Source organism: Stenotrophomonas hibiscicola ATCC 19867 (genome assembly GCF_000382065.1).
GTDB classification, from domain to species: Bacteria; Pseudomonadota; Gammaproteobacteria; order Xanthomonadales; family Xanthomonadaceae; genus Stenotrophomonas; species Stenotrophomonas hibiscicola.
The window spans coordinates 353,454-371,887 of record NZ_KB907501.1; the positions used below are offsets into that span (position 1 = coordinate 353,454).

The 18,434-nt window shown below is 67.4% G+C and carries 19 protein-coding genes; 6 read left to right on the top strand and 13 right to left on the bottom strand.

Annotation, left to right across the window (positions count from 1 at the left end; translation table 11 throughout):
* Positions 1-7 precede the first annotated feature (7 nt).
* On the bottom strand, positions 8-592 hold the full coding sequence (locus G370_RS0113760; RefSeq protein ID WP_019661124.1) for a hypothetical protein: 585 nt from the start codon (positions 590-592) through the stop codon (positions 8-10).
* Between the two features lie 107 nt (positions 593-699).
* Here G370_RS0113760 and ubiH point away from each other — a divergent pair, with 107 nt between their 5' ends.
* Both ubiH and G370_RS0113770 read left to right on the top strand, forming a co-directional pair.
* Positions 700-1,908, top strand: coding sequence for a 2-octaprenyl-6-methoxyphenyl hydroxylase (gene ubiH, locus G370_RS0113765; protein WP_019661125.1), 1,209 nt, complete (start codon positions 700-702; stop codon positions 1,906-1,908).
* Entirely contained in the window at positions 1,905-3,086 is a 1,182-nt protein-coding gene (locus tag G370_RS0113770) for a UbiH/UbiF family hydroxylase (protein WP_019661126.1), read from the top strand. The genes ubiH and G370_RS0113770 overlap by 4 nt, the downstream gene beginning before the upstream one ends.
* 68 nt (positions 3,087-3,154) lie before the next feature.
* On the opposite strand, the gene G370_RS0113775 is transcribed toward G370_RS0113770, so the two are convergent.
* From G370_RS0113775 to G370_RS0113800, 6 genes are all read right to left on the bottom strand, one after another.
* A complete protein-coding gene (locus G370_RS0113775; protein ID WP_026347145.1) occupies positions 3,155-3,550 on the bottom strand; it encodes an EF-hand domain-containing protein in 396 nt (131 codons plus the stop codon).
* A gap of 48 nt (positions 3,551-3,598) precedes the next feature.
* The gene (gene rlmM / locus G370_RS0113780; protein WP_019661128.1) at positions 3,599-4,666 is read right to left on the bottom strand and encodes a 23S rRNA (cytidine(2498)-2'-O)-methyltransferase RlmM; all 1,068 of its coding nucleotides are present in this window, start codon (positions 4,664-4,666) and stop codon (positions 3,599-3,601) included.
* Positions 4,650-5,210 (bottom strand): nucleoside deaminase, encoded by a 561-nt coding sequence (locus tag G370_RS0113785; protein WP_019661129.1) that lies wholly within the window; start codon positions 5,208-5,210, stop codon positions 4,650-4,652. The genes rlmM and G370_RS0113785 overlap by 17 nt, the downstream gene beginning before the upstream one ends.
* A gap of 97 nt (positions 5,211-5,307) precedes the next feature.
* A complete protein-coding gene (locus G370_RS0113790) occupies positions 5,308-6,030 on the bottom strand; it encodes a DUF6348 family protein (protein ID WP_019661130.1) in 723 nt (240 codons plus the stop codon).
* 51 nt (positions 6,031-6,081) lie between these two features.
* Positions 6,082-6,735, bottom strand: coding sequence for a membrane protein (locus G370_RS0113795; RefSeq protein WP_019661131.1), 654 nt, complete (start codon positions 6,733-6,735; stop codon positions 6,082-6,084).
* Positions 6,736-6,778: 43 nt separating this feature from the next.
* Positions 6,779-8,527: a glutamine--tRNA ligase/YqeY domain fusion protein gene (locus tag G370_RS0113800; RefSeq protein ID WP_019661132.1), complete on the bottom strand. Its 1,749-nt coding sequence runs from the start codon at positions 8,525-8,527 to the stop codon at positions 6,779-6,781.
* A gap of 182 nt (positions 8,528-8,709) precedes the next feature.
* Here G370_RS0113800 and G370_RS0113805 point away from each other — a divergent pair, with 182 nt between their 5' ends.
* Both G370_RS0113805 and msrA read left to right on the top strand, forming a co-directional pair.
* Entirely contained in the window at positions 8,710-8,973 is a 264-nt protein-coding gene (locus G370_RS0113805; RefSeq protein WP_010481810.1) for a putative signal transducing protein, read from the top strand.
* Positions 8,974-9,003: 30 nt separating this feature from the next.
* Positions 9,004-9,669: a peptide-methionine (S)-S-oxide reductase MsrA gene (msrA, locus tag G370_RS0113810; protein ID WP_026347146.1), complete on the top strand. Its 666-nt coding sequence runs from the start codon at positions 9,004-9,006 to the stop codon at positions 9,667-9,669.
* A gap of 651 nt (positions 9,670-10,320) precedes the next feature.
* Here the strand turns inward: msrA and G370_RS0113815 are convergent.
* From G370_RS0113815 to ahpC, 5 genes are all read right to left on the bottom strand, one after another.
* Positions 10,321-11,277, bottom strand: coding sequence for a transaldolase (locus G370_RS0113815; RefSeq protein WP_019661133.1), 957 nt, complete (start codon positions 11,275-11,277; stop codon positions 10,321-10,323).
* Positions 11,278-11,327: 50 nt separating this feature from the next.
* A complete protein-coding gene (rnk, locus tag G370_RS0113820) occupies positions 11,328-11,732 on the bottom strand; it encodes a nucleoside diphosphate kinase regulator (protein ID WP_019661134.1) in 405 nt (134 codons plus the stop codon).
* Positions 11,733-11,855: 123 nt separating this feature from the next.
* Positions 11,856-12,818: a LysR substrate-binding domain-containing protein gene (locus tag G370_RS0113825; protein WP_019661135.1), complete on the bottom strand. Its 963-nt coding sequence runs from the start codon at positions 12,816-12,818 to the stop codon at positions 11,856-11,858.
* A gap of 85 nt (positions 12,819-12,903) precedes the next feature.
* The gene (gene ahpF, locus G370_RS0113830) at positions 12,904-14,496 is read right to left on the bottom strand and encodes an alkyl hydroperoxide reductase subunit F (RefSeq protein ID WP_019661136.1); all 1,593 of its coding nucleotides are present in this window, start codon (positions 14,494-14,496) and stop codon (positions 12,904-12,906) included.
* A 225-nt stretch (positions 14,497-14,721) separates the two neighbouring features.
* Positions 14,722-15,285: an alkyl hydroperoxide reductase subunit C gene (gene ahpC / locus G370_RS0113835; protein WP_005415368.1), complete on the bottom strand. Its 564-nt coding sequence runs from the start codon at positions 15,283-15,285 to the stop codon at positions 14,722-14,724.
* A gap of 322 nt (positions 15,286-15,607) precedes the next feature.
* On the opposite strand from ahpC, the gene prmC reads away from it, so the two are divergent.
* Both prmC and pip read left to right on the top strand, forming a co-directional pair.
* On the top strand, positions 15,608-16,465 hold the full coding sequence (gene prmC, locus G370_RS0113840; RefSeq protein ID WP_019661137.1) for a peptide chain release factor N(5)-glutamine methyltransferase: 858 nt from the start codon (positions 15,608-15,610) through the stop codon (positions 16,463-16,465).
* Between the two features lie 48 nt (positions 16,466-16,513).
* Positions 16,514-17,455 carry a prolyl aminopeptidase gene (pip, locus tag G370_RS0113845; protein ID WP_019661138.1) on the top strand — a complete coding sequence of 314 codons (942 nt, stop codon included), beginning with the start codon at positions 16,514-16,516 and terminating at the stop codon, positions 17,453-17,455.
* A 91-nt stretch (positions 17,456-17,546) separates the two neighbouring features.
* On the opposite strand, the gene G370_RS0113850 is transcribed toward pip, so the two are convergent.
* Positions 17,547-18,431 (bottom strand): LysR family transcriptional regulator, encoded by an 885-nt coding sequence (locus tag G370_RS0113850; RefSeq protein WP_019661139.1) that lies wholly within the window; start codon positions 18,429-18,431, stop codon positions 17,547-17,549.
* Positions 18,432-18,434: the final 3 nt, after the last annotated feature.

Below are 18,434 nucleotides of genomic sequence, written 5' to 3' on the forward strand. Positions count from 1 at the left end.
GCGCGGCTCAGTGGCGGATGTCGCGGCGGGCCTGCTGGAGCTTCAACACCTGCTCCACGGCCAGCTGCAGGGCAGCGGCCAGCGCCACATAGATCGCCGTAGTGCGCAGGTAGGGCCCGAACCACTGCGCGTAGTTCTGTGCCCAGCCGGCCAGCGTCGGCTCGGCCACGTTACGGCTGGTCCAGTAGAAGCCGCCCTGCGCCAGCAGGTGGCAGATCGCCACCGACGCGACCAGCAGCAGCGCACCCTTGGCCAGCACCGGCCAGCGCGCGCCCTGGTAGTTGCGGCCCAGCAGCATGCCGCCGGCCCACAGCGAGAAGTACGCCGGCAGCAGCAGCCAGTAACCCGGCGACACGCAGTAGTGCTGCCAGAAATCCAGGCCGCTGCTGCGGATCACGATCCAGTCCACCAGCACGGCGAACACCATCAGCAGCGGAAACGCCCAGCGTGTCCACGTGGCCAAATAGAAGCCACCGATGAAGAACACCGCCCAGGAGGCATCGGGGATCGCCGCGAAGTGGTTGACCCGGGTCGCCGCCAGCAACAGCACGAGGACGGACAGGACGAAGGCGCGGTTGGCGGTGGCGGACATGGCAGCGGGCCCGGAGCGGATTCAGGTTTCATTCTAGCCCGCCGCGCCGGTTGGCGCAGGCGCCGCTTGTTCGGCGTACAGTCGGGGCGAGCGCGTATCATGAACACATGAGTGAACGACATGACGTGCTGATTGTCGGTGGTGGCCTGGTGGGTGCCAGCCTGGCCATCGCCCTGGACCGGCTGGGCCGCGACGTGGGCCTGCTCGAGGCCAGCCCGGCCGGCGAGCTGCCTGCGGTGTTCGACCAGCGCAATCTCAGTTTCGCCGCTGCCACCGTCAATGCGCTGACCGCGCTGGGGGTGATGCAGAAGCTGGCGATGGCACCGGGCCCGATCCGGCGCATCCATGTCAGTCGTGCCGGCGATTTCGGCCGTGTGCAGCTCGAAGCGGCCGATTACGACCGGCCGTGGTTCGGCCAGGTGGTGGTCGCGCGCGATTTCGGCCAGGCGCTGGAAGCGCGGCTTCAGGAGCTGCCGCGCCTGCGCCGTTATCGGCCGATGCGGTTCCTGGGACTGGGCGAGGTGGTGGACGGCTACCGCCAGGTGCGGGTGGCTGACGAGGCGGGTGAACGCGTGCTGCTGGCACGTCTGGTGGTGGGGGCCGATGGCACCACCAGCGGCGTGCGTGGCGCGCTGGGCATCGAGGTCGACCGCCATGATTTCCAGCAGACCCTGTTCGTCGCCCGCGTGCGCAGCCAGCGTGCGCCGGATGGCACGGCCTGGGAGCGCTTCACCGATACCGGCCCGACCGCCCTGCTGCCGCGCGGTGACCGCCACTTCGGCACCGTGCATGGCGTGGCCCGCGATCAGGCCGATGCGGTGATGGCGCTGGACGATGCGGCCTGGCTGCAGCGCCTGCAGGACGCGATCGGCTGGCGTGCCGGCCGCCTGCTCGAATCCGGTCCACGCAGCGCTTATCCGCTCATCCAGGTGCTGGCGCGCGCATTGGCCGGTGAACGCACGGTGCTGCTGGGCAATGCCGCGCAGACCATCCATCCGCTGGGTGCGCAGGGCTTCAACCTGGGCCTGCGCGATGCGCTGACCCTGGCCGAACTGCTGGAGAATGCGCATGAGGATGCCGGCAGTGATGCATTGCTGCAGGCCTATGTTGCACGCCGCGAGGAAGACCGCCGGCAGACGGTGGCGTTCTCCGGCGGCCTGGCACGGCTGACCAGCAACCCGGCGCCACTGATGCGGCCGCTGCGCAGCCTCGGTCTGGTGGCCGCACAACGCGCCTCGGTGCAGTCGATGCTGGTCGGTGGTGCGATGGGCTTCCGTGGCGAAGTACCGAGGCTGTGCCGTGGAGAAACCGCATGAGCCGCCGCGCGCGCCTGGATGTGGCCATCGTCGGCGGTGGCGTGGTCGGTGCCGCGTGCGCGCTGGCGCTGGCCGATGCCGGCCTGTCGGTGGCGTTGGTGGAAGGTCGTGAGCCCGCGCCGTGGCAGGTTGCGCAGCCGGACCTGCGCGTGTTCGCCTTTGCCGCCGACAACGTGCAGCTGTTGAACCGCCTCGGCGTGTGGCCGGCGATCGCCCAGGCCCGTGCCTGGCCCTACCGGCGCATGCAGGTGTGGGATGCGGCCGGTGGCGAAGATCTGCTGTTCGATGCCGATCGCTTCGGCCGTCGTGAACTGGGCTACATCGTCGAGAACGGCCTGCTGCAGGACCGCCTGTGGGCGGCGTTGCCTGCGGCGGGCGTGCAGCTGCATTGCCCGGCACGGGTGGACGCGCTGGAGCAGGACGAGGACGGCGTGCGCCTGCGCCTGGATGACGGGCGTCGCCTGGAAGCGGCGCTGGCGGTGGCCGCCGACGGTGCCGAGTCGACCCAGCGCCAGATGGCCGGGATCGAGGTTGAAAAGCATGACTACCACCAGCGTGGCGTGGTGGCCTACGTGGACAGCGATCTTCCCAACCAGGCCACGGCCTGGCAGCGTTTCCTGCCGGGCGGGCCGCTGGCGCTGCTGCCGGTGGCCGAGCGCCGCAGCTCCATCGTCTGGACCCTGCCCGAGGATGAAGCGGCTCGCGTGCTGGCGTTGGACGAGGACAGCTTCAACCGCGAACTGACCCGCGCCTTCGCGGCGCGCCTGGGCGAACTGCGTCTGGCCTCGCCGCGTGCGGCGTTCCCGCTGCGCCGCCAGCTGGCCCGTCACTATGTGGCCGGCCGCGTGCTGGCGCTGGGCGATGCCGCGCATGTGGTGCACCCGCTGGCCGGGCAGGGCGTGAACCTGGGGTTGCGCGATGTCGCTGCCCTGCAGCAGTGGCTGGCGCCGTCGGCCGAGCGCCGCGGCCAGCCGCGGCTGTCGCCGCAGCGCCTGCAGCGCTGGGCACGCGAACGGCGCAGCGACAACCACATCGCCGCCTACAGCTTCGATGCGATCAACCGCCTGTTTTCCAACGACGAAATGCACCTGACCCTGGCCCGCGGCCGCGCGCTGGGCTGCGTCGGCAAATGGCCGCCGCTGGTGCAGGCATTCTGGAAGCGCGCCGCCGGGGTCTGAAGCAAAAAGGGGACGGAGGGGATTAAGTCGTTTGTGCACATACGACTTAATCCCCTCCGTCCCCTTTTTCAATCCACCAGCCAGCCGGCCAGGTCGGTGCGGTCCAGCTTGCCGCGGTGCCTGCGGTCCAGCGAATTGAATTCGTCGGCCAGCGCCGGGTTGGCCTGTGCTTCCTCGCGGCTGATGAAGCCATCGTCGTTCACATCCAGCGCAGCGAAGTGGATGCGGTACTGGCCGACCACGCTGCTTGGTTCCAGCGAGCGCACGGTCACCTGTGCCTCGCCGGCCTGCTGCGGAATCTCGACGCTGCCGCTGACCCGGCCCGCATCCAGCGGTTGCTGGCGGATCGCGCCGCCGGTGGGGCCCAGCGGCTGGCTCTGCGCAGGGGTGTGCGGCAATTGCTGGGCCACCGCTGGTGCGGCGGCCAGCAGGGTGATCAACATGGCGAGCGAGTGGTATCGCATGGTTCCCTTCCTCGGTAGCGCCGGGCCCATGCCCGGCGGGCATGTTCCTCAGCGCAGCGGCGAGGCCAATACCGTGATCTCCTCACGGTCGTGATAGAGCTGCTTGGCGCGTACCACCAGCGGCTTGCCGGCCTGGTCCTGGAACAGGTCCAGGCATAGGCGGGTTTCGTCCCAGCGCTTCTTCATCGGCAGCTTCAGATTGAAGATGGCGTGCCTGCACCAGCCTTCGCGGAACCAGGTGGCCATGCGTTCGGCCACGCGGCGCGGCTGCTCGACCATGTCGCAGACCATCCAGTCCAGCGGCTGTTCGGGGTGCCAGTGGAAACCATCGGCGCGCAGGTGCTCGACCAGACCGGTGTCCAGCACGTGCTGGCGCAGCGGGCCGTTGTCGATGCTCAGCACGTGCATGTGCTGGCGGGTCAGTACCCAGGTCCAGCCGCCGGGGGCGGCGCCCAGGTCGGCCGCACGCATGCCGGGCTTGGCCAGTGCTTCGCGTTCTTCCGGCGTCAGCAGGGTCAGCAGTGCTTCGTCCAGCTTCAGTGCCGAACGCGAAGGCGCCTCGGGCAGCAGCTTCAGGCGCGGGATGCCCAGTGCCCACGGCGCGCTGTCGGCCGGGTCGGCCACGCAGACGAAGGCATGGGTGCCGTCGACGAACACCACGTGCAGGCGCGGCAGGCGGTTGTTTGGCTTATCAGTGAGCTTGCCGGCCTTGCGCAGCGCCGGGCGCAGTGCATTGCCGAAGGCTCGCGCCAGCCCGGACAGCGGCTTGCCAGCGTCCGAATCGGGGTGCTCCACCCACAGGTCGCCGAAGCGCGGCGCATCGGCCAGCACCTCCAGCATCGGGGTGATGCGATCGCTCGGGTCCAGCTGCGGCAGCTCGGCCAGCACGACCAGCTTCTGCCGCGCGAAGATCAGTTCTCGCCAGCGCAGGCGTGGCGCCAGTGCTGCAGCGTCGTCGCACATGAAAAGCACATAGCCGTCATTGCGCTGGGTGCGCGCATAGCCAGCGAAACCGGCTTCACCGGCGCGGAACTGCAGCTCGCCGGCCAGCTCGGGTTCAAAGCCCTGCCGGCACAGGCACAGCAGGCCGATGCCGGTCTCAGTAACGGGCGCCATCGCTTTCCCCATAGGTTCGCAGCACGCTGCGCGCGGCGTCGCGGTCCAAGCCCTGCACCACTTCGATGCCACGCTTGTTGAGCTCGCCGACCCAGTCGGCCGGCAGCGGGCCTTCATCGAACGGGGTCAGTTCCTCGACGTCGGCCGCACTGGCACCGATCAGCAGGCGGTCGATGCCGGCCCACACGGTAGCGCCATAGCACTGGCAGCATGGCTGCGAACTGGTGGCCAGGGTGACCGGCGACAGCACCGCGTTCAGGCGCGGGGTCTGCAGGCGCTGCTGGGCCAGCATGTAGGCCATGTTCTCGGCGTGCGCCAGCGAAGTCGCGTGCGGCATCACCCGGTTCACGCCAGCGGCGATGACCTTGTCGTCCGGGCCGAACACCACCGCACCGAACGGGCCGCCACTGGCGTGCTCGACGTTCAGCCGCGACAGCTCGATCGCCAGCGCGACCTTGGCCTCGTCGCCCGGATATCGACGATCCAGGTCGATCTGGTCGTGGATCCAGGCGGGAAGGGTCAGGTGGACTTGCGCGTACAGCATCGCGGGGGTGCCTCGTGTGGGATGGAAAAAAGTGCGGTTGCTTGGGGAACCGGCGCGCAGTGTAGCCGCACCGGCCTGTATCGGGTGTGGGCGTGGGTCAGCCTGGCGAGCCGGTGCGGACCACCACGTACTGCTTGCGGAATTCCAGCCCTGCCTGCGGCCAGCTGGCCGCGTAGGCGCGCAGCAGGGGCAGGGCGGCGGCGAAGTCGTGGCCGTTGACCCGGCAATCGGCCTCGCACAGGCCATCGTCATCGCGCGAGGCGAACAGGCGGATGGCCAGGAAAGAACGCGTCTTCAGCAGCGCATCGAATGCATCGATGCTGCGCGTGAACAGGCAGCAGGGGCAGGAGCCATGATCGTCTTCGCTGCGGGGGCCGGTGTCCATCTCATGCTCGCGGTAATGCGCCAGTGGACCGAGCACCACGGTGCGTTCGAGTTCCTGGCCGTCAGCGCCGGCCGGATAGGTCAGGCCCATCATCGGCAGGCCCTGCGCGTCTTGGGCGCCGATCGCGGTCTGCAGGGTCACCAGGTCCACCCGGGCCCAGGCCTGGAAGCCGGACAACAGCGATGCCTGCTCATCGGCACCATTTGCGTGCTGGTACTCGAACAGGCCATCGGCGAACAACTGCGGATGCTGGCTTTCAATGACGGTGGAGGTCTGCCAACCACCGTTGTCGCGCGCGTGTGCGGCCATTGCATGCGGGGTCAGGCGCAGGCCGCTGTCCAGCAGCAGCGCGTTGCCGTCGACGCGGCTGGCGGTGCCGGCGTCCTGAAGGACCTGCTGCAGCAGCGGGAGGAGGGCAGCGGAGGTCGTGGTCATGTCAGGCCTGTCGGTGGATGGGGTGGAACATCCAGGCAGGGCCTGGAAAATCTAATGGTCGAGCGCGTCGAGCTCGGCGCGATATCGCTGCGCGTCGGGCTGCTGCTGCGGGTCGTTGCCGTGGTCGCGCAGCCAGCTTTCCAGTTCGCGGCGATAGTCCGCGCGGAACTCGGCATTGCCCGGGCTGAAGTGCAGCTTGCGCGCCGCTACCTCCACGCGCTCGCGCGCACTGGCACGGGCCTGGGCGATGCCATGCGGGGATTCGTTGGTGAGGATGACGAAGTTGCGTGGGAAGCCCGGCGTGTACTTGACCACGAACGGCTGGTCGCGCGCCGGGATGCGGATGGCGTTTTCCAGCGGCCACAGCGAAGCGGTGTTGGTGTAGAACACCACGTCCACGTCGCGGCCCTCGGCGGTATGCAGCACCCCTTCGTAGCGCCAGATGTACTGTTCGTTGAGCGTGGAACTGGTTCGCTCGGCCTTGACGATCACCGCTTCACCACGCTCGCCCACCACGTTGAGGAAGGTGGCGTTGAGGAAGTGGCCGAGGAACATGTTGAGCATCGCCAGCGGGAACACCACGATGGCGTAGCCCGGAAAGCGCCGCCACCACGAGACCAGTCCGGCCAGCACCATCGCTGCAAAGAACGTCAGCAGCGGATGCTGCGAGATGAACCAGAACAGGACGGAGAGGGCGGTGATCATTGTCGATGGCGTGCGGGCGCCATGCTGGCGCCCGCGCAGGTCCTCAGGCCGACCAGGTATCGCGCAGGGTCACGCTGCGGTTGAACACCGGCTTGGCTTCGGTGTGGTCGCGGCGGTCGGCGACGAAGTAGCCGGTACGTTCGAACTGGAACGACTGCTCCGGTGCGGCGCTGGCCGCGGCCGGCTCGACATAGCCGGTGACGGTGCGGCGCGATTCCGGATTGAGGTAATCGCGGTAGGTCTTGCCTTCCGAGTCATCATCCGGGTTCGGCACCGAGAACAGGCGGTCGTACAGGCGGATCTCGGCCGGCACGCCACGCACGGCGCTGACCCAGTGGATGGTGCCCTTGACCTTACGGTTGGCGCCTTCCATGCCCGGACGCGATTCCGGATCCAGCCAGCCGCGCAGCTCGGTGATGGTGCCATCGGCATCCTTGATCACTTCGTCGCAGCGGATGATGCCGGCGCCGCGCAGGCGCACTTCGCCACCCGGCACCAGGCGCTTCCAGCCCTTCGGCGGCACTTCGGCGAAGTCCTCGCGGTCGATCCACACCTCGCGTGCGAACGGCACTTCGCGGCTGCCGAAGCTCTCGTCCTTGGGATGGTTGCTGAAGGTCAGCAGCTCTTCGTGGCCTTCCGGCAGGTTGGTCAGCACCAGCTTGACCGGATCGACCACCGCCATGCGGCGCGGTGCTGCGCTGTCCAGGTCTTCGCGCAACGCGCCTTCCAGCACGCTGAAGTCGATCAGCGAATTCTGCTTGCTGATGCCCACGCGCTCGGCAAACAGGCGCATCGCAGACGGGGTATAACCACGGCGGCGCAGGCCCTGCAAGGTCGGCATGCGCGGGTCGTCCCAGCCGTCCACCAGCTGTTCGGTGACCAGCGCCATCAGCTTGCGCTTGCTCATCACCGTGTAGTTGATGTTCAGGCGCGAGAACTCGATCTGGCGCGGCTTGGCAGCTTCGCGCGGCAGGCCGGCATCGACCAGCGGCTGGGTCAGCGCATCGTCATGGGCGAAATCGACGTTGTCCACGCACCAGTCGTACAGCGGGCGGTGGTCTTCGAACTCCAGCGTGCACAGCGAGTGGGTGATGCCCTCGATCGAATCACCCAGCGCGTGGGCGAAGTCGTACATCGGGTAGATCGGCCACGCGCTGCCGGTGTTCTGGTGCTCGACGTGCTTGATGCGGTACAGCGCCGGATCGCGCAGGTTGATGTTGCCGCTGGCCATGTCGATCTTCGCGCGCAGGGTGCGCGCGCCATCCGGGAATTCACCGGCGCGCATGCGGCGGAACAGGTCGAGGTTCTCTTCGACGCTGCGGTCGCGCCACGGCGACGGGCGGCCCGGCTCGGTGAGAGTGCCGCGGTAGGCGCGCACTTCCTCGGCCGACAGGTCGCAGACATAGGCCTTGCCCTGTTCGATCAGCTTCTCGGCGGCCAGGTAATAGGCCTGGAAGTAGTCCGAAGCATGGCGCAGCTCGTTCCACTCGAAGCCCAGCCAGCGCACGTCGTCCTGGATCGCGGCCACGTACTCCGGATCTTCCTTGGCCGGGTTGGTGTCGTCGAAGCGCAGGTTGCAGACGCCGCTGAATTCGCCGGCGATGCCGAAGTTCAGGCAGATCGACTTGGCATGGCCGATGTGCAGGTAGCCGTTCGGTTCCGGCGGGAAGCGGGTCTTGATCGCCTGGTGCTTTCCGCTGGCCAGGTCCTCGCGCACGATCTGGCGGATGAAATCGCGCTTTTCGTGGCTGTCGGCGGGGGTCTCGGGGCTGGCGGGGGTGTGCTCGGACATGAGTCTGGGGCGAAAAAGGGCAGAAAGACCAACAGTCTAGCGCGTACCGGGCGGGGTTGCCCGGTCCGGATCGGTAGCGCCGGGCCACGCCCGGCGAGCGCGGCGGCAACCCGCCGGGCATTGCCCGGCGCTACCGGGACGGGGCGGGCGTATGCTGGAACCTTGTCCCATGGAGCCGCCGCATGCACATCGTGTACAAGGCCGACAACCTGTTCGACGCCCACCTGGTCAAGCACGCGCTGGAAGACGCCGGCATTCCCGCTTTTGTATTTGGCGAGTCATTGCTGGGCGGCATGGGCGAGCTGCCGCTGTTTGGTGTGCTGCGGGTCGGTATACCCGATGCGGCACGCCCGCAGGCCGAGGACATCGTGGCCGCGCTGGACTTGGGCCACGCGCCGGACGCCCCCATTTCAGATGCAGACGACATAGCCGGCCTTCCGGCGTAGGAGCGCATCATGTTGGGAATTGGCCAGGGCATCCTCGGCATCGGGGCCTTCAAGCAGCGCCTGCCGCGCGCGGAAGAGGCGCTGCCGGGACGCGAGCAGCCGTTGCCGCTGCACAGCAACCAGCACTTCGTGAACAGCCATCCGCTGAAGGACCGCTTCGCCGGCCTGCAGCAGATCCGCTTCGCGCTGGGCTGTTTCTGGGGCGCCGAGCGCAAGTTCTGGACCGAACCGGGCGTGTACAGCACCTCGGTCGGCTATGCCGGCGGCATCACCCCGAACCCGACCTATGAAGAGGTCTGCTCGGGCCTGACCGGCCACACCGAAGTGGTGCAGGTGGTGTTCGACCCGGCGGTGGTGAGCCTGGAACGGCTGCTGCAGCTGTTCTGGGAAAGCCATGACCCGACGCAGGGCATGCGCCAGGGAAACGACACCGGCACCCAGTACCGTTCGGCGATCCATGCCACCGACGAGGGCCAGTACAAGGCCGCGCTGGCCAGTCGCGAGGCCTACCAGGCGCAGCTGGATGCGGCCGGCTACGGCCCGATCACCACCGAGATCGTGTACCCGGCACCGGCGTACTACTACGCCGAGGACTACCACCAGCAGTACCTGGCGAAGAATCCGAACGGCTATTGCGGCATCGGCGGCACTGGCGTGAGCTGCCCGATCGGGTTGGATGTGGAGGCGCCGCGCTGACGCGCGGTGGTCCGCCTGCGGCGGGCAACGTCAACGGCTGAAAGCCAAAGCCAAAGCCAAAGCGGCTCTGGGTTGCTGCTTGTTGGGTGGGGCGGTGTGGGTTGGCAGGACACGCCGTGAACCCGTCCCTGGGGGCTCGATGGCGCCTTGCTCGTGTGCGCTGTCCTGCGCACACGGCAAGACCGGGGTTGGGCGTCCTGCCCAACCCGCCCGAGGCATGCCTCGGGCCCATGGCGCCAACGGTCCTGCCAGCCGCCCCCGGCCCCCCTTCGACAGTTTCCCGGTGACGGTGGGCAAGAGCATGGGTTACTGACGAACTGAAGAAAAACAAAAAGGACGCGGCGTTTGCCGCGTCCTTTTTGTTTGGTTCTGCATTGCCCTTGTAGAGCCGAGCCATGCTCGGCTCCGAGCAAGCGAAGCGCGCGACCCGCTGTTGCTCTTCTTTCTTTCTTCCGTGGCGGGCGGCCGCAGGAAACTGTCGAAGGCAGGGTGGGTAGGCCGTGCAGGGGCGTGAGCCGCATGGATGCGGCGACCGAGCTTACAGGGACGTACTTGCAGCGCCCCCTGCACGGCCTACCCACCCTGCCAACCACATGACCCGCTCTTCGCGACCAAGCCCCCCGCCACGAGGGGCTCAGCCGTTGGCCGGAATCACAGTGCCGCGCGGATCCGCTCGCGCAGTGCTTCCAGATCCTTGGCAAACGCCTCGATACCGGTTGCCAGCTTCTCGGTGGCCATCGGATCGGCCGCCAGATCCGCCGCGAACTTCGCCGCATCGATCGGCGTCACCGCCGTGCCATCGGCTGCACCGGCCACCAGCTTGCGCGGCAGCTCGCCGTGGTCGGCGTCCAGCTTCTCCAGCAGGTCCGGCGAGATCGTCAGGCGGTCGCAGCCGGCCAGTGCTTCGATCTGCGCGGTCGAACGGAACGAGGCGCCCATCACCACCGTCGGCGAACCGCGACGCTTGAATTCGGCGTACACGCCGCGCACGAACTTCACGCCCGGGTCTTCGTCGATGGTGGCCGGGGTCTGGCCGTTGGCCACGTACCAGTCGAGGATGCGGCCGACGAACGGCGAGATCAGGAACGCGCCGGCTTCGCTGCAGGCCAGCGCCTGGGTCGGGTTGAAGATCAGCGTCAGGTTGCAGTCGATGCCTTCGGCCTGCAGGATGCGCGCGGCTTCCACGCCTTCCCAGGTCGCGGCGATCTTGATCAGGATCTTCTCGCGCGGCACGCCGGCGTCGGCGTACATCTGGATGAACTGGCGGGCCTTGGCCACGGTGGCCGCGGTGTCGTGAGCCAGGTCGGCATCCACCTCGGTGGATACCCGGCCCGGCACCAGCGTGCTCAGCAGCGCGCCGACGCCGATGGTCAGGCGGTCGGCCACCGCGTGCACCACGGCTTCGCGGTCGCCACCCTGCTGGCGGCCCCAGGCCAGTTCGCGTTCGATCAGCTCGGCGTAGACCGGCAGGTCCAGCGCCTTCTTCACCAGGGTCGGGTTGGTGGTGCAGTCCACCGGCTGCAGGCGCTTGATCGCCTCGTAGTCACCGGTATCGGCGACGACCACGGACAGTTCACGCAGCTGGGACAGTTTGGACGGGGTACTCATTGCGGCTCCTGGTGCAAGGGAATCGAATCGCGCGCGGTGCGCAGCGGTAATCAGGGGCGGTCGTTATGGACCGCGGTCACGCGCAGGCGCAGCTTCCGGCCACCGGGCGCGTTCCAGTCGATGCTCTGGCCGATCGAAAGGCCGAGCAGGGCACTGCCGACCGGGGCCAGCACGGAGACCTTGCCTTCATCAACGTTGGCTTCGCGGGGGAAGACCAGGGTCAGGACGTGCTTTTCGCCCGACACTTCATCTTCGCATTCCACGCGCGAATGCATCATGACGATGCCTTCGGGAATCTGGTCCGGTGCCATCACGGTGGCCCGGTTGAGTTCTTCAGCAAGCGCGAGCGCGGCAGGCGTCTGGCTCAGCGCGGGGGATTCGAGCATGGCGTCCAGGCGGTCCATGTCGAAAGTAGAAACGGTGATCGACGGCGGCAGGCCGCTGGCGGTACTCATGGTGAAGCTCCTTGGTTGAAAGCCATGCAAAAGGCGGCACCTGCTGGCGCCGCCTGTCTGTATTGTGGGGACAAATGCGGCCGGAATCGACTCCTGCCGATTCCGGGCCGATGCTGCAGGGGTTCAGCCGTTCAGCGCCGGGCCGGGCAGGGATGCCGCATCGGACGTGGCGTTCAGCGCATCCAAGGTGAACAGCGCCTGCGGCAGGCGCTTGAACTGGTCGGCCAGCTCCATCAGGAAGTCGTTCATGGCCGAGCTGCGACGCCAGATCATGGCGATGCGGCGGCTGGGACGGCCCTCGCCGGTGAAATCGAGCAGGCGGATGTTGTTCGAGCGCGGCACCGGCGGCTGCACGGACAGACTTGGCAGCAGGGTGATGCCGACGTCGGCGGCGACCATCTGCCGCAGCGTTTCCAGGCTGGTGGCGCGGAATTCGGACTTCTCATTGGCGCCGAACAGGCGGCAGACTTCCAGCGCCTGGTCGCGCAGGCAATGCCCGTCTTCCAGCAGCAGCAGCTTCTGCGTCGCCAGTTCCTGCACGTCCAGATGTTCGCGACGGGCCAACGGGTGGCGCCCGGAGACAGCCAGCAGGAACGGCTCCTCGAACAGGAATTCGGCATGCAGCTGGTCGTCGATCACCGGCAGGGCCAGCAGTGCGGCGTCGAGCTTGCCTTCGCGCAGGCGGTCCAGCAGCACGTCGCTCTTCTCCTCGACCAGCAGCAGTTCCAGCTCCGGGAAGCGCTCGCGGATGCGCGGGATCACATGCGGCAGCAGGTACGGGCCGAGGGTCGGGAAGATGCCCAGGCGCACCGTGCCGGCTTCCGGATCGCGGCTGCGTCGCGCCGCTTCCTTCAGCTGTTCCACTTCGGACACGATCACCCGCGCCCGTGCCGCCGCTTCCTGACCGGCCGGGGTCAGCATCACCTTGCGCGGTGCGCGTTCCACCAGCGGCAGGCCCAGCTCTTCTTCCAGCTTGCGGATCTGCGTCGACAGCGTGGGCTGGCTGACGAAGCAGGCGGCGGCAGCCCGGCCGAAATGCTTGTGGTCGGCCAGGGCTACCAGGTACTTCAGATCACGTAGGTTCATCCTTACACCCCAGGGGTAACGGACCGGCTGACGGCGTGGTTACCCGACAGGCAGACAATGTTCCCGGTGATCTGGGAACGGTGGATCAGGCTGCTTCAGCAACGGCACCGCTGCTGTTGCTCACCGACGAGCGGATCAGGTGGTCGAACGCACTCAGTGCGGCGGTCGAGCCGGCGCCCATGGCGATGATGATCTGCTTGTAGGGCACCGTCGTGCAATCGCCAGCGGCGAACACGCCCGGCAGGTTGGTCTGGCCGCGCTCATCGATGACGATCTCGCCGCGCGGCGAAAGCGCCACCACATCCTTCAGCCACTCGGTGTTGGGCAGCAGGCCGATCTGCACGAAGATGCCTTCCAGCTCGACGCGGTGGGCATCGCCGCCGATGCGGTCCTTGTACACCAGGCCGGTGACCTTGCTGCCGTCGCCCAGCACTTCGGTGGTCTGTGCGCTGGTCAGCACCGTCACGTTGGCCAGGCTGCGCAGCTTCTTCTGCAGCACTTCGTCGGCACGCAGGCTGGAATCGAACTCCAGAAGGGTTACATGCGACACGATGCCGGCCAGATCGATGGCCGCTTCCACGCCGGAATTGCCGCCGCCGATCACCGCCACGCGCTTGCCCTTGAACAGTGGGCCATCGCAGTGCGGGCAGTAGGCCACGCCCTTGTTGCGGTACTGGTCTTCGCCCGGCACGTTCATCTGCCGCCAGCGTGCGCCGGTGGACAGGATCACCGAACGGGACTTGAGCACCGCACCGTTCTCCAGCTGCACCTGCACCAGGCCGTCTTCGCCGGCCGGCACCAGCGCGCTGGCACGCTGCAGGTTCATGATGTCCACGTCGTACTCGCGCACGTGCTGTTCCAGCGCCGTGGCCAGCTTCGGGCCCTCGGTCTCCTTCACCGAAATGAAGTTCTCGATGGCCATGGTGTCCAGCACCTGGCCACCGAAGCGCTCGGCGGCGATGCCGGTGCGGATGCCCTTGCGCGCGGCGTAGATCGCCGCTGCCGCACCGGCCGGGCCACCGCCCACCACCAGCACGTCGAAGGCGTCCTTGGCGGCGATCTTCTCGGCATCGCGCTTGCCGGCATTGGTGTCCAGCTTGGCCACGATCTGCTCCAGGGTCATGCGGCCCTGGTCGAACACTTCACCGTTGAGATACACGGTCGGCACCGACATGATCTCACGCTTCTCGACTTCGTCCTGGAACAGGGCGCCATCGATGGCCACGTGCTGGATGCGCGGGTTGAGCACTGCGGCCAGGTTCAGCGCCTGGACCACGTCCGGGCAGTTCTGGCAGGACAGCGAGAAGTAGGTTTCGAACCGGTAGTCGCCTTCCAGGTTCTGCACCTGCTCGATCAGCTCGGCGGTGGCCTTGGACGGATGACCGCCCACCTGGAGCAGCGCCAGCACCAGCGAGGTGAACTCGTGGCCCATCGGCAGGCCGGCGAAGGTCAGGTGGATGTCCTGGCCCGGGGTGCCCAGGTCGAAGGACGGCACGCGGCCCTGCCCATCGCGCAGCACCTGCAGCGAGATCTTGTCCGACAGGCTCTCCAGGGTCTGCAGCAGGTCCAGCATTTCCTGCGACTTGGCGCCGTCGTCGGCGTGCGCGGTGATCTGGATCGGGCGGGTCACGCGCTCCAGATAGGTCTTCAGCTGCGACTGCAGGTTGGCGTCCAACATCGGGTCATCTCCTGGCTTCAGGCAAACAGGGGGCGTGGCACCGCTGTAGAAGGTAGCGGACCAGCAGGGGGTAGGGGTGAACCCAAGACAGCGACCGTGGAAGGGGCTGGCTGGCCAAGGCGGGCGCGCGTTGGCTGTCTTGGGTTCACCCCCACGCCGGCGGGGGGACCGGCACGGGGATGAAGGGCGCGCCGTGGCGTGGGGCCACGGCAGGCCGGTACTGCTTTAGATCTTGCCGACCAGGTCCAGCGACGGGGTCAGGGTCTTCTCGCCTTCCTTCCACTTGGCCGGGCAGACCTGGTTCGGGTTGGCGGCGGTGAACTGGGCAGCCTTCAGCTTGCGCAGGGTCTCGGACACGTCACGGGCGATCTCGTTGGAGTGGATCTCCAGGGTCTTGATCACGCCTTCCGGGTTGATGATGAAGGTGCCGCGCAGGGCCAGGCCTTCTTCTTCAATGTGCACGCCGAAGGCGCGGGTCAGCTGGTGGGTCGGGTCGCCGACCAGCGGGAACTGGGCCTTGCCGACGGCCGGCGAGGTCTCGTGCCACACCTTGTGCGAGAAGTGGGTGTCGGTGGTGACGATGTAGACCTCGGCGCCGGCCTTCTTGAACTCGGCGTAATGGTCAGCGGCGTCTTCGATCTCGGTCGGGCAGTTGAAGGTGAAGGCGGCCGGCATGAAGATCAGGACGGACCACTGGCCCTTCAGGCTGGCGTCGGAAACCTTGATGAACTCGCCGTTGTGGTAGGCGTTGGCTTCGAACGGCTGGATCTGGGTATTGATGAGGGACATCATTTTTCCTCTTGGTGAAGGGGAGTGGGTGAATCGACAGGAGCTAGGTTACCCATTCGCTCGCGATAAGAACAATCCATTGATTGCATCTATTTGATAGATGGAGTCTATCAAATGGCCATGAGCAGGCACTGAACCCTGCCGCTCCCATCCTGCAACTGCTTGTGTGACAAGGAAAATCGACCGGGACGTGTGAAGAGGGCTGATAGCCCCTCCTTATCCCATCCGGCGGAACCTGAACGGATTCCGGTTTTGTAGAGCCGAGCCTGTGCTCGGCTGCTCCAGAAGCAGCCGAGCACAGGCTCGGCTCTACAATTGCAGCATGTCCTTTCAAGCCCAACCCACCCTGCGTCAGGTCGTAGCTGACGCCAGTGCCCGCTTGGGCGGTGTCGACGCCCGCCACGAAGCCGAACTGCTGCTGCTGCATGTACTGGAGCGCCCACGCAGCTGGCTGTTCGCCCATGCCACCGATCCGCTGGCCGCCAATGACCAGGCCGCCTTCGAGGCGTTGCTGGCCCGCCGCGTGGCCGGTGAGCCGGTGGCCTACCTGACCGGCCGCCGCGGTTTCTGGACGCTGGACCTGGAGGTCGACCCGGCCACGCTGATTCCGCGCCCGGAAACCGAGCTGCTGGTGGAACTGGCGCTCGAGCGCCTGCCGGCCAATCGCGACCTGCAGGTGGCCGACCTCGGCACCGGCAGCGGTGCGATCGCCTTGGCGCTGGCCAGCGAGCGGCCGCAGGCGCAGGTGCTGGCCACCGATGCCAGCCCGGGCGCGCTCGCCGTGGCCAGGCGCAACGCCGCGCGCCATGAACTGCGCAACGTGCGCTTCGCCGAGGGCGGGCACGACTGGTATGCGCCGCTGCAGGGCGCGCGTTTCGACCTGATTGCCAGCAACCCACCGTACATCGCCAGCGACGACCCGCACCTGGAACAGGGTGACCTGCGCTTCGAACCGGCCACCGCGCTGGCCTCGGGTCCGGATGGCCTGGATGACATCCGCCGCATCGTCGACGGTGGCCAGGCCCACCTGCTGCCTGATGGTTGGCTGCTGATCGAGCACGGTTGGGACCAGGGCGAGGCGATCCGCGCGCTGTTCGACGCGGCGGGTTTTACCGAGGTGCAGACCGTGCAGGACCTGGAGCAGCGCGACCGCATCACCCTGGGCCGGCGTCCGGCCTAGAATGGAGGTTCTCCTGCCCCGGCAGGGCATCACCCTGGAGCTGCAAGCATGCGTACGCTGTACCCCGCCATCACCCCCTACGACGTCGGCACCCTGAAGGTCGACGACCGCCACACGCTGTACTTCGAACAGTGCGGCAACCCGGAAGGCAAGCCGGTGGTGATGCTGCATGGTGGCCCGGGTGGCGGCTGCAGCGACAAGATGCGCCAGTTCCACGATCCGTCCAAGTACCGCATCATCCTGTTCGACCAGCGCGGTGCCGGCCGTTCCACCCCGCACGCGGACCTGGTGGACAACACCACCTGGGACCTCGTCGCCGATATCGAGAAGCTGCGCGAGCACCTGAAGGTCGATCGCTGGCAGGTGTTCGGTGGCAGCTGGGGCTCGACCCTGGCGCTGGCCTATGCCGAGACCCATCCGCAGCGCGTGACCGAACTGGTCCTGCGCGGCATCTTCATGCTGCGTCGCTGGGAGCTGGAATGGTTCTACCAGGAAGGCGCCAACCGCCTGTTCCCGGATGCGTGGGAGCACTACCTCAAGCCGATTCCGCTGGTGGAGCGTCATGACCTTATCTCGGCCTTCCACCGCCGCCTGACCAGCGAAGACGAGACCACCCGCCTGGAAGCGGCCAAGGCGTGGGCGGTGTGGGAAGGCGCGACCAGCTTCCTGCACGTCGATGATGACTTCATCAACAGCCACGAAGACCCGCATTTCGCGCTGGCGTTTGCCCGCATCGAGAACCACTACTTCGTCAACGGCGGCTTCTTCGAGGTGGAAGACCAGCTGCTGCGCGACGCACACCGCATCGCCGACATTCCGGGCGTGATCGTGCACGGCCGCTACGACGTGGTCTGCCCGCTGGCCAACGCCTGGGACCTGACCAAGGTGTGGCCGAAGGCGAAGCTGGAAATCACCCCGGCTTCGGGCCATTCGGCGTTCGAGGCCGAGAACGTGGACGCACTGGTGCGCGCCACCGATAGCTTCGCCTGATCGGTAGTGCCGGTCGCTGGCCGGCAACGCCTCACCGGTAGCGCCGGGCATGGCCCGACGCTGCCAACCCCCATCCACGCATGGCGTGGATTTACCAGTCCCCGGCCAGCAACGCGTCGGCCAGCACCTGCAGCTTCGGCGAGTGCTGGCGCGACGGCGGGTAGATCAGCGACAGCGCACGGCTGCGGCCCTCGAACGGCTGCAGCACGCGTTGCAACCGGCGGTCGGCCAGCGCGTCGGCCACGGCGAAATCCATCACCTGCACGATGCCGATACCGGCGATGGCCGCTTCCACCAGCGGATCGCCGCTGTCGAACACCATCCGCGTCGGCGGTGTGACCTCACGCAGTTGCCCGTCCTGCAGGAACTGCCAGTCCACCAGCCGGCCACTGCGCAGGTTGCGCACCGCCAGGCACGCGTGGCCCTGCAACGCCGCCACATCGTCCGGTGCGCCACAGCGGGCCAGATACGCGGGGCTGGCCACCGTCACCCAGCGCAGCGGACGCAGCGGGCGCGCGACGATGCGCTGGTCGGCGATGACCCCGGTGCGCAGCGCGGCATCGAAGCCTTCCTCGACCAGATCGACCAGGCGGTCGTTGAGCACGGCTTCCACCTGCAGATGCGGGTGCTGCTGCAGCATCGACCCCAGCAGCGGTACCAGCACCTTGCGCCCGAACATCGAGGGCGCACTGATCTTCAGAGTGCCCGAGGGTGTGCACGGACGGTCGGCCAACTGGCGTTCGGCGTCCTCGAGACCGCACAGCAGCGGAGCGACCTGATCGACGAACTGACGACCATCCGGGGTCAGTGCCACGTTGCGGGTGTTTCGCTGCAGCAGCTTCACCCCCAGCGTGGCCTCCAGCCGACTGATCGCGCGCGACAGGCCTGACTGGCTCAGGCCCAGCTGCCCGGCGGCGACGGTGAAACTGCGTGCTTCGGCCACCTGCACCAGCATGCGCACGGCATTGAGGTCCATCGA

What these genes read in the sequence shown, in the direction of transcription:
- G370_RS0113760 (WP_019661124.1), bottom strand. Translation starts at nt 592, where the DNA reads ATGTCCGCCACCGCCAACCGCGCCTTCGTCCTGTCCGTCCTCGTGCTG.
- ubiH (WP_019661125.1), top strand. Translation starts at nt 700, where the DNA reads ATGAGTGAACGACATGACGTGCTGATTGTCGGTGGTGGCCTGGTGGGT.
- G370_RS0113770 (WP_019661126.1), top strand. Translation starts at nt 1,905, where the DNA reads ATGAGCCGCCGCGCGCGCCTGGATGTGGCCATCGTCGGCGGTGGCGTG.
- G370_RS0113775 (WP_026347145.1), bottom strand. Translation starts at nt 3,550, where the DNA reads ATGCGATACCACTCGCTCGCCATGTTGATCACCCTGCTGGCCGCCGCA.
- rlmM (WP_019661128.1), bottom strand. Translation starts at nt 4,666, where the DNA reads ATGGCGCCCGTTACTGAGACCGGCATCGGCCTGCTGTGCCTGTGCCGG.
- G370_RS0113785 (WP_019661129.1), bottom strand. Translation starts at nt 5,210, where the DNA reads ATGCTGTACGCGCAAGTCCACCTGACCCTTCCCGCCTGGATCCACGAC.
- G370_RS0113790 (WP_019661130.1), bottom strand. Translation starts at nt 6,030, where the DNA reads ATGACCACGACCTCCGCTGCCCTCCTCCCGCTGCTGCAGCAGGTCCTT.
- G370_RS0113795 (WP_019661131.1), bottom strand. Translation starts at nt 6,735, where the DNA reads ATGATCACCGCCCTCTCCGTCCTGTTCTGGTTCATCTCGCAGCATCCG.
- G370_RS0113800 (WP_019661132.1), bottom strand. Translation starts at nt 8,527, where the DNA reads ATGTCCGAGCACACCCCCGCCAGCCCCGAGACCCCCGCCGACAGCCAC.
- G370_RS0113805 (WP_010481810.1), top strand. Translation starts at nt 8,710, where the DNA reads ATGCACATCGTGTACAAGGCCGACAACCTGTTCGACGCCCACCTGGTC.
- G370_RS0113815 (WP_019661133.1), bottom strand. Translation starts at nt 11,277, where the DNA reads ATGAGTACCCCGTCCAAACTGTCCCAGCTGCGTGAACTGTCCGTGGTC.
- rnk (WP_019661134.1), bottom strand. Translation starts at nt 11,732, where the DNA reads ATGAGTACCGCCAGCGGCCTGCCGCCGTCGATCACCGTTTCTACTTTC.
- G370_RS0113825 (WP_019661135.1), bottom strand. Translation starts at nt 12,818, where the DNA reads ATGAACCTACGTGATCTGAAGTACCTGGTAGCCCTGGCCGACCACAAG.
- ahpF (WP_019661136.1), bottom strand. Translation starts at nt 14,496, where the DNA reads ATGTTGGACGCCAACCTGCAGTCGCAGCTGAAGACCTATCTGGAGCGC.
- ahpC (WP_005415368.1), bottom strand. Translation starts at nt 15,285, where the DNA reads ATGTCCCTCATCAATACCCAGATCCAGCCGTTCGAAGCCAACGCCTAC.
- prmC (WP_019661137.1), top strand. Translation starts at nt 15,608, where the DNA reads ATGTCCTTTCAAGCCCAACCCACCCTGCGTCAGGTCGTAGCTGACGCC.
- pip (WP_019661138.1), top strand. Translation starts at nt 16,514, where the DNA reads ATGCGTACGCTGTACCCCGCCATCACCCCCTACGACGTCGGCACCCTG.
- G370_RS0113850 (WP_019661139.1), bottom strand. Translation starts at nt 18,431, where the DNA reads ATGGACCTCAATGCCGTGCGCATGCTGGTGCAGGTGGCCGAAGCACGC.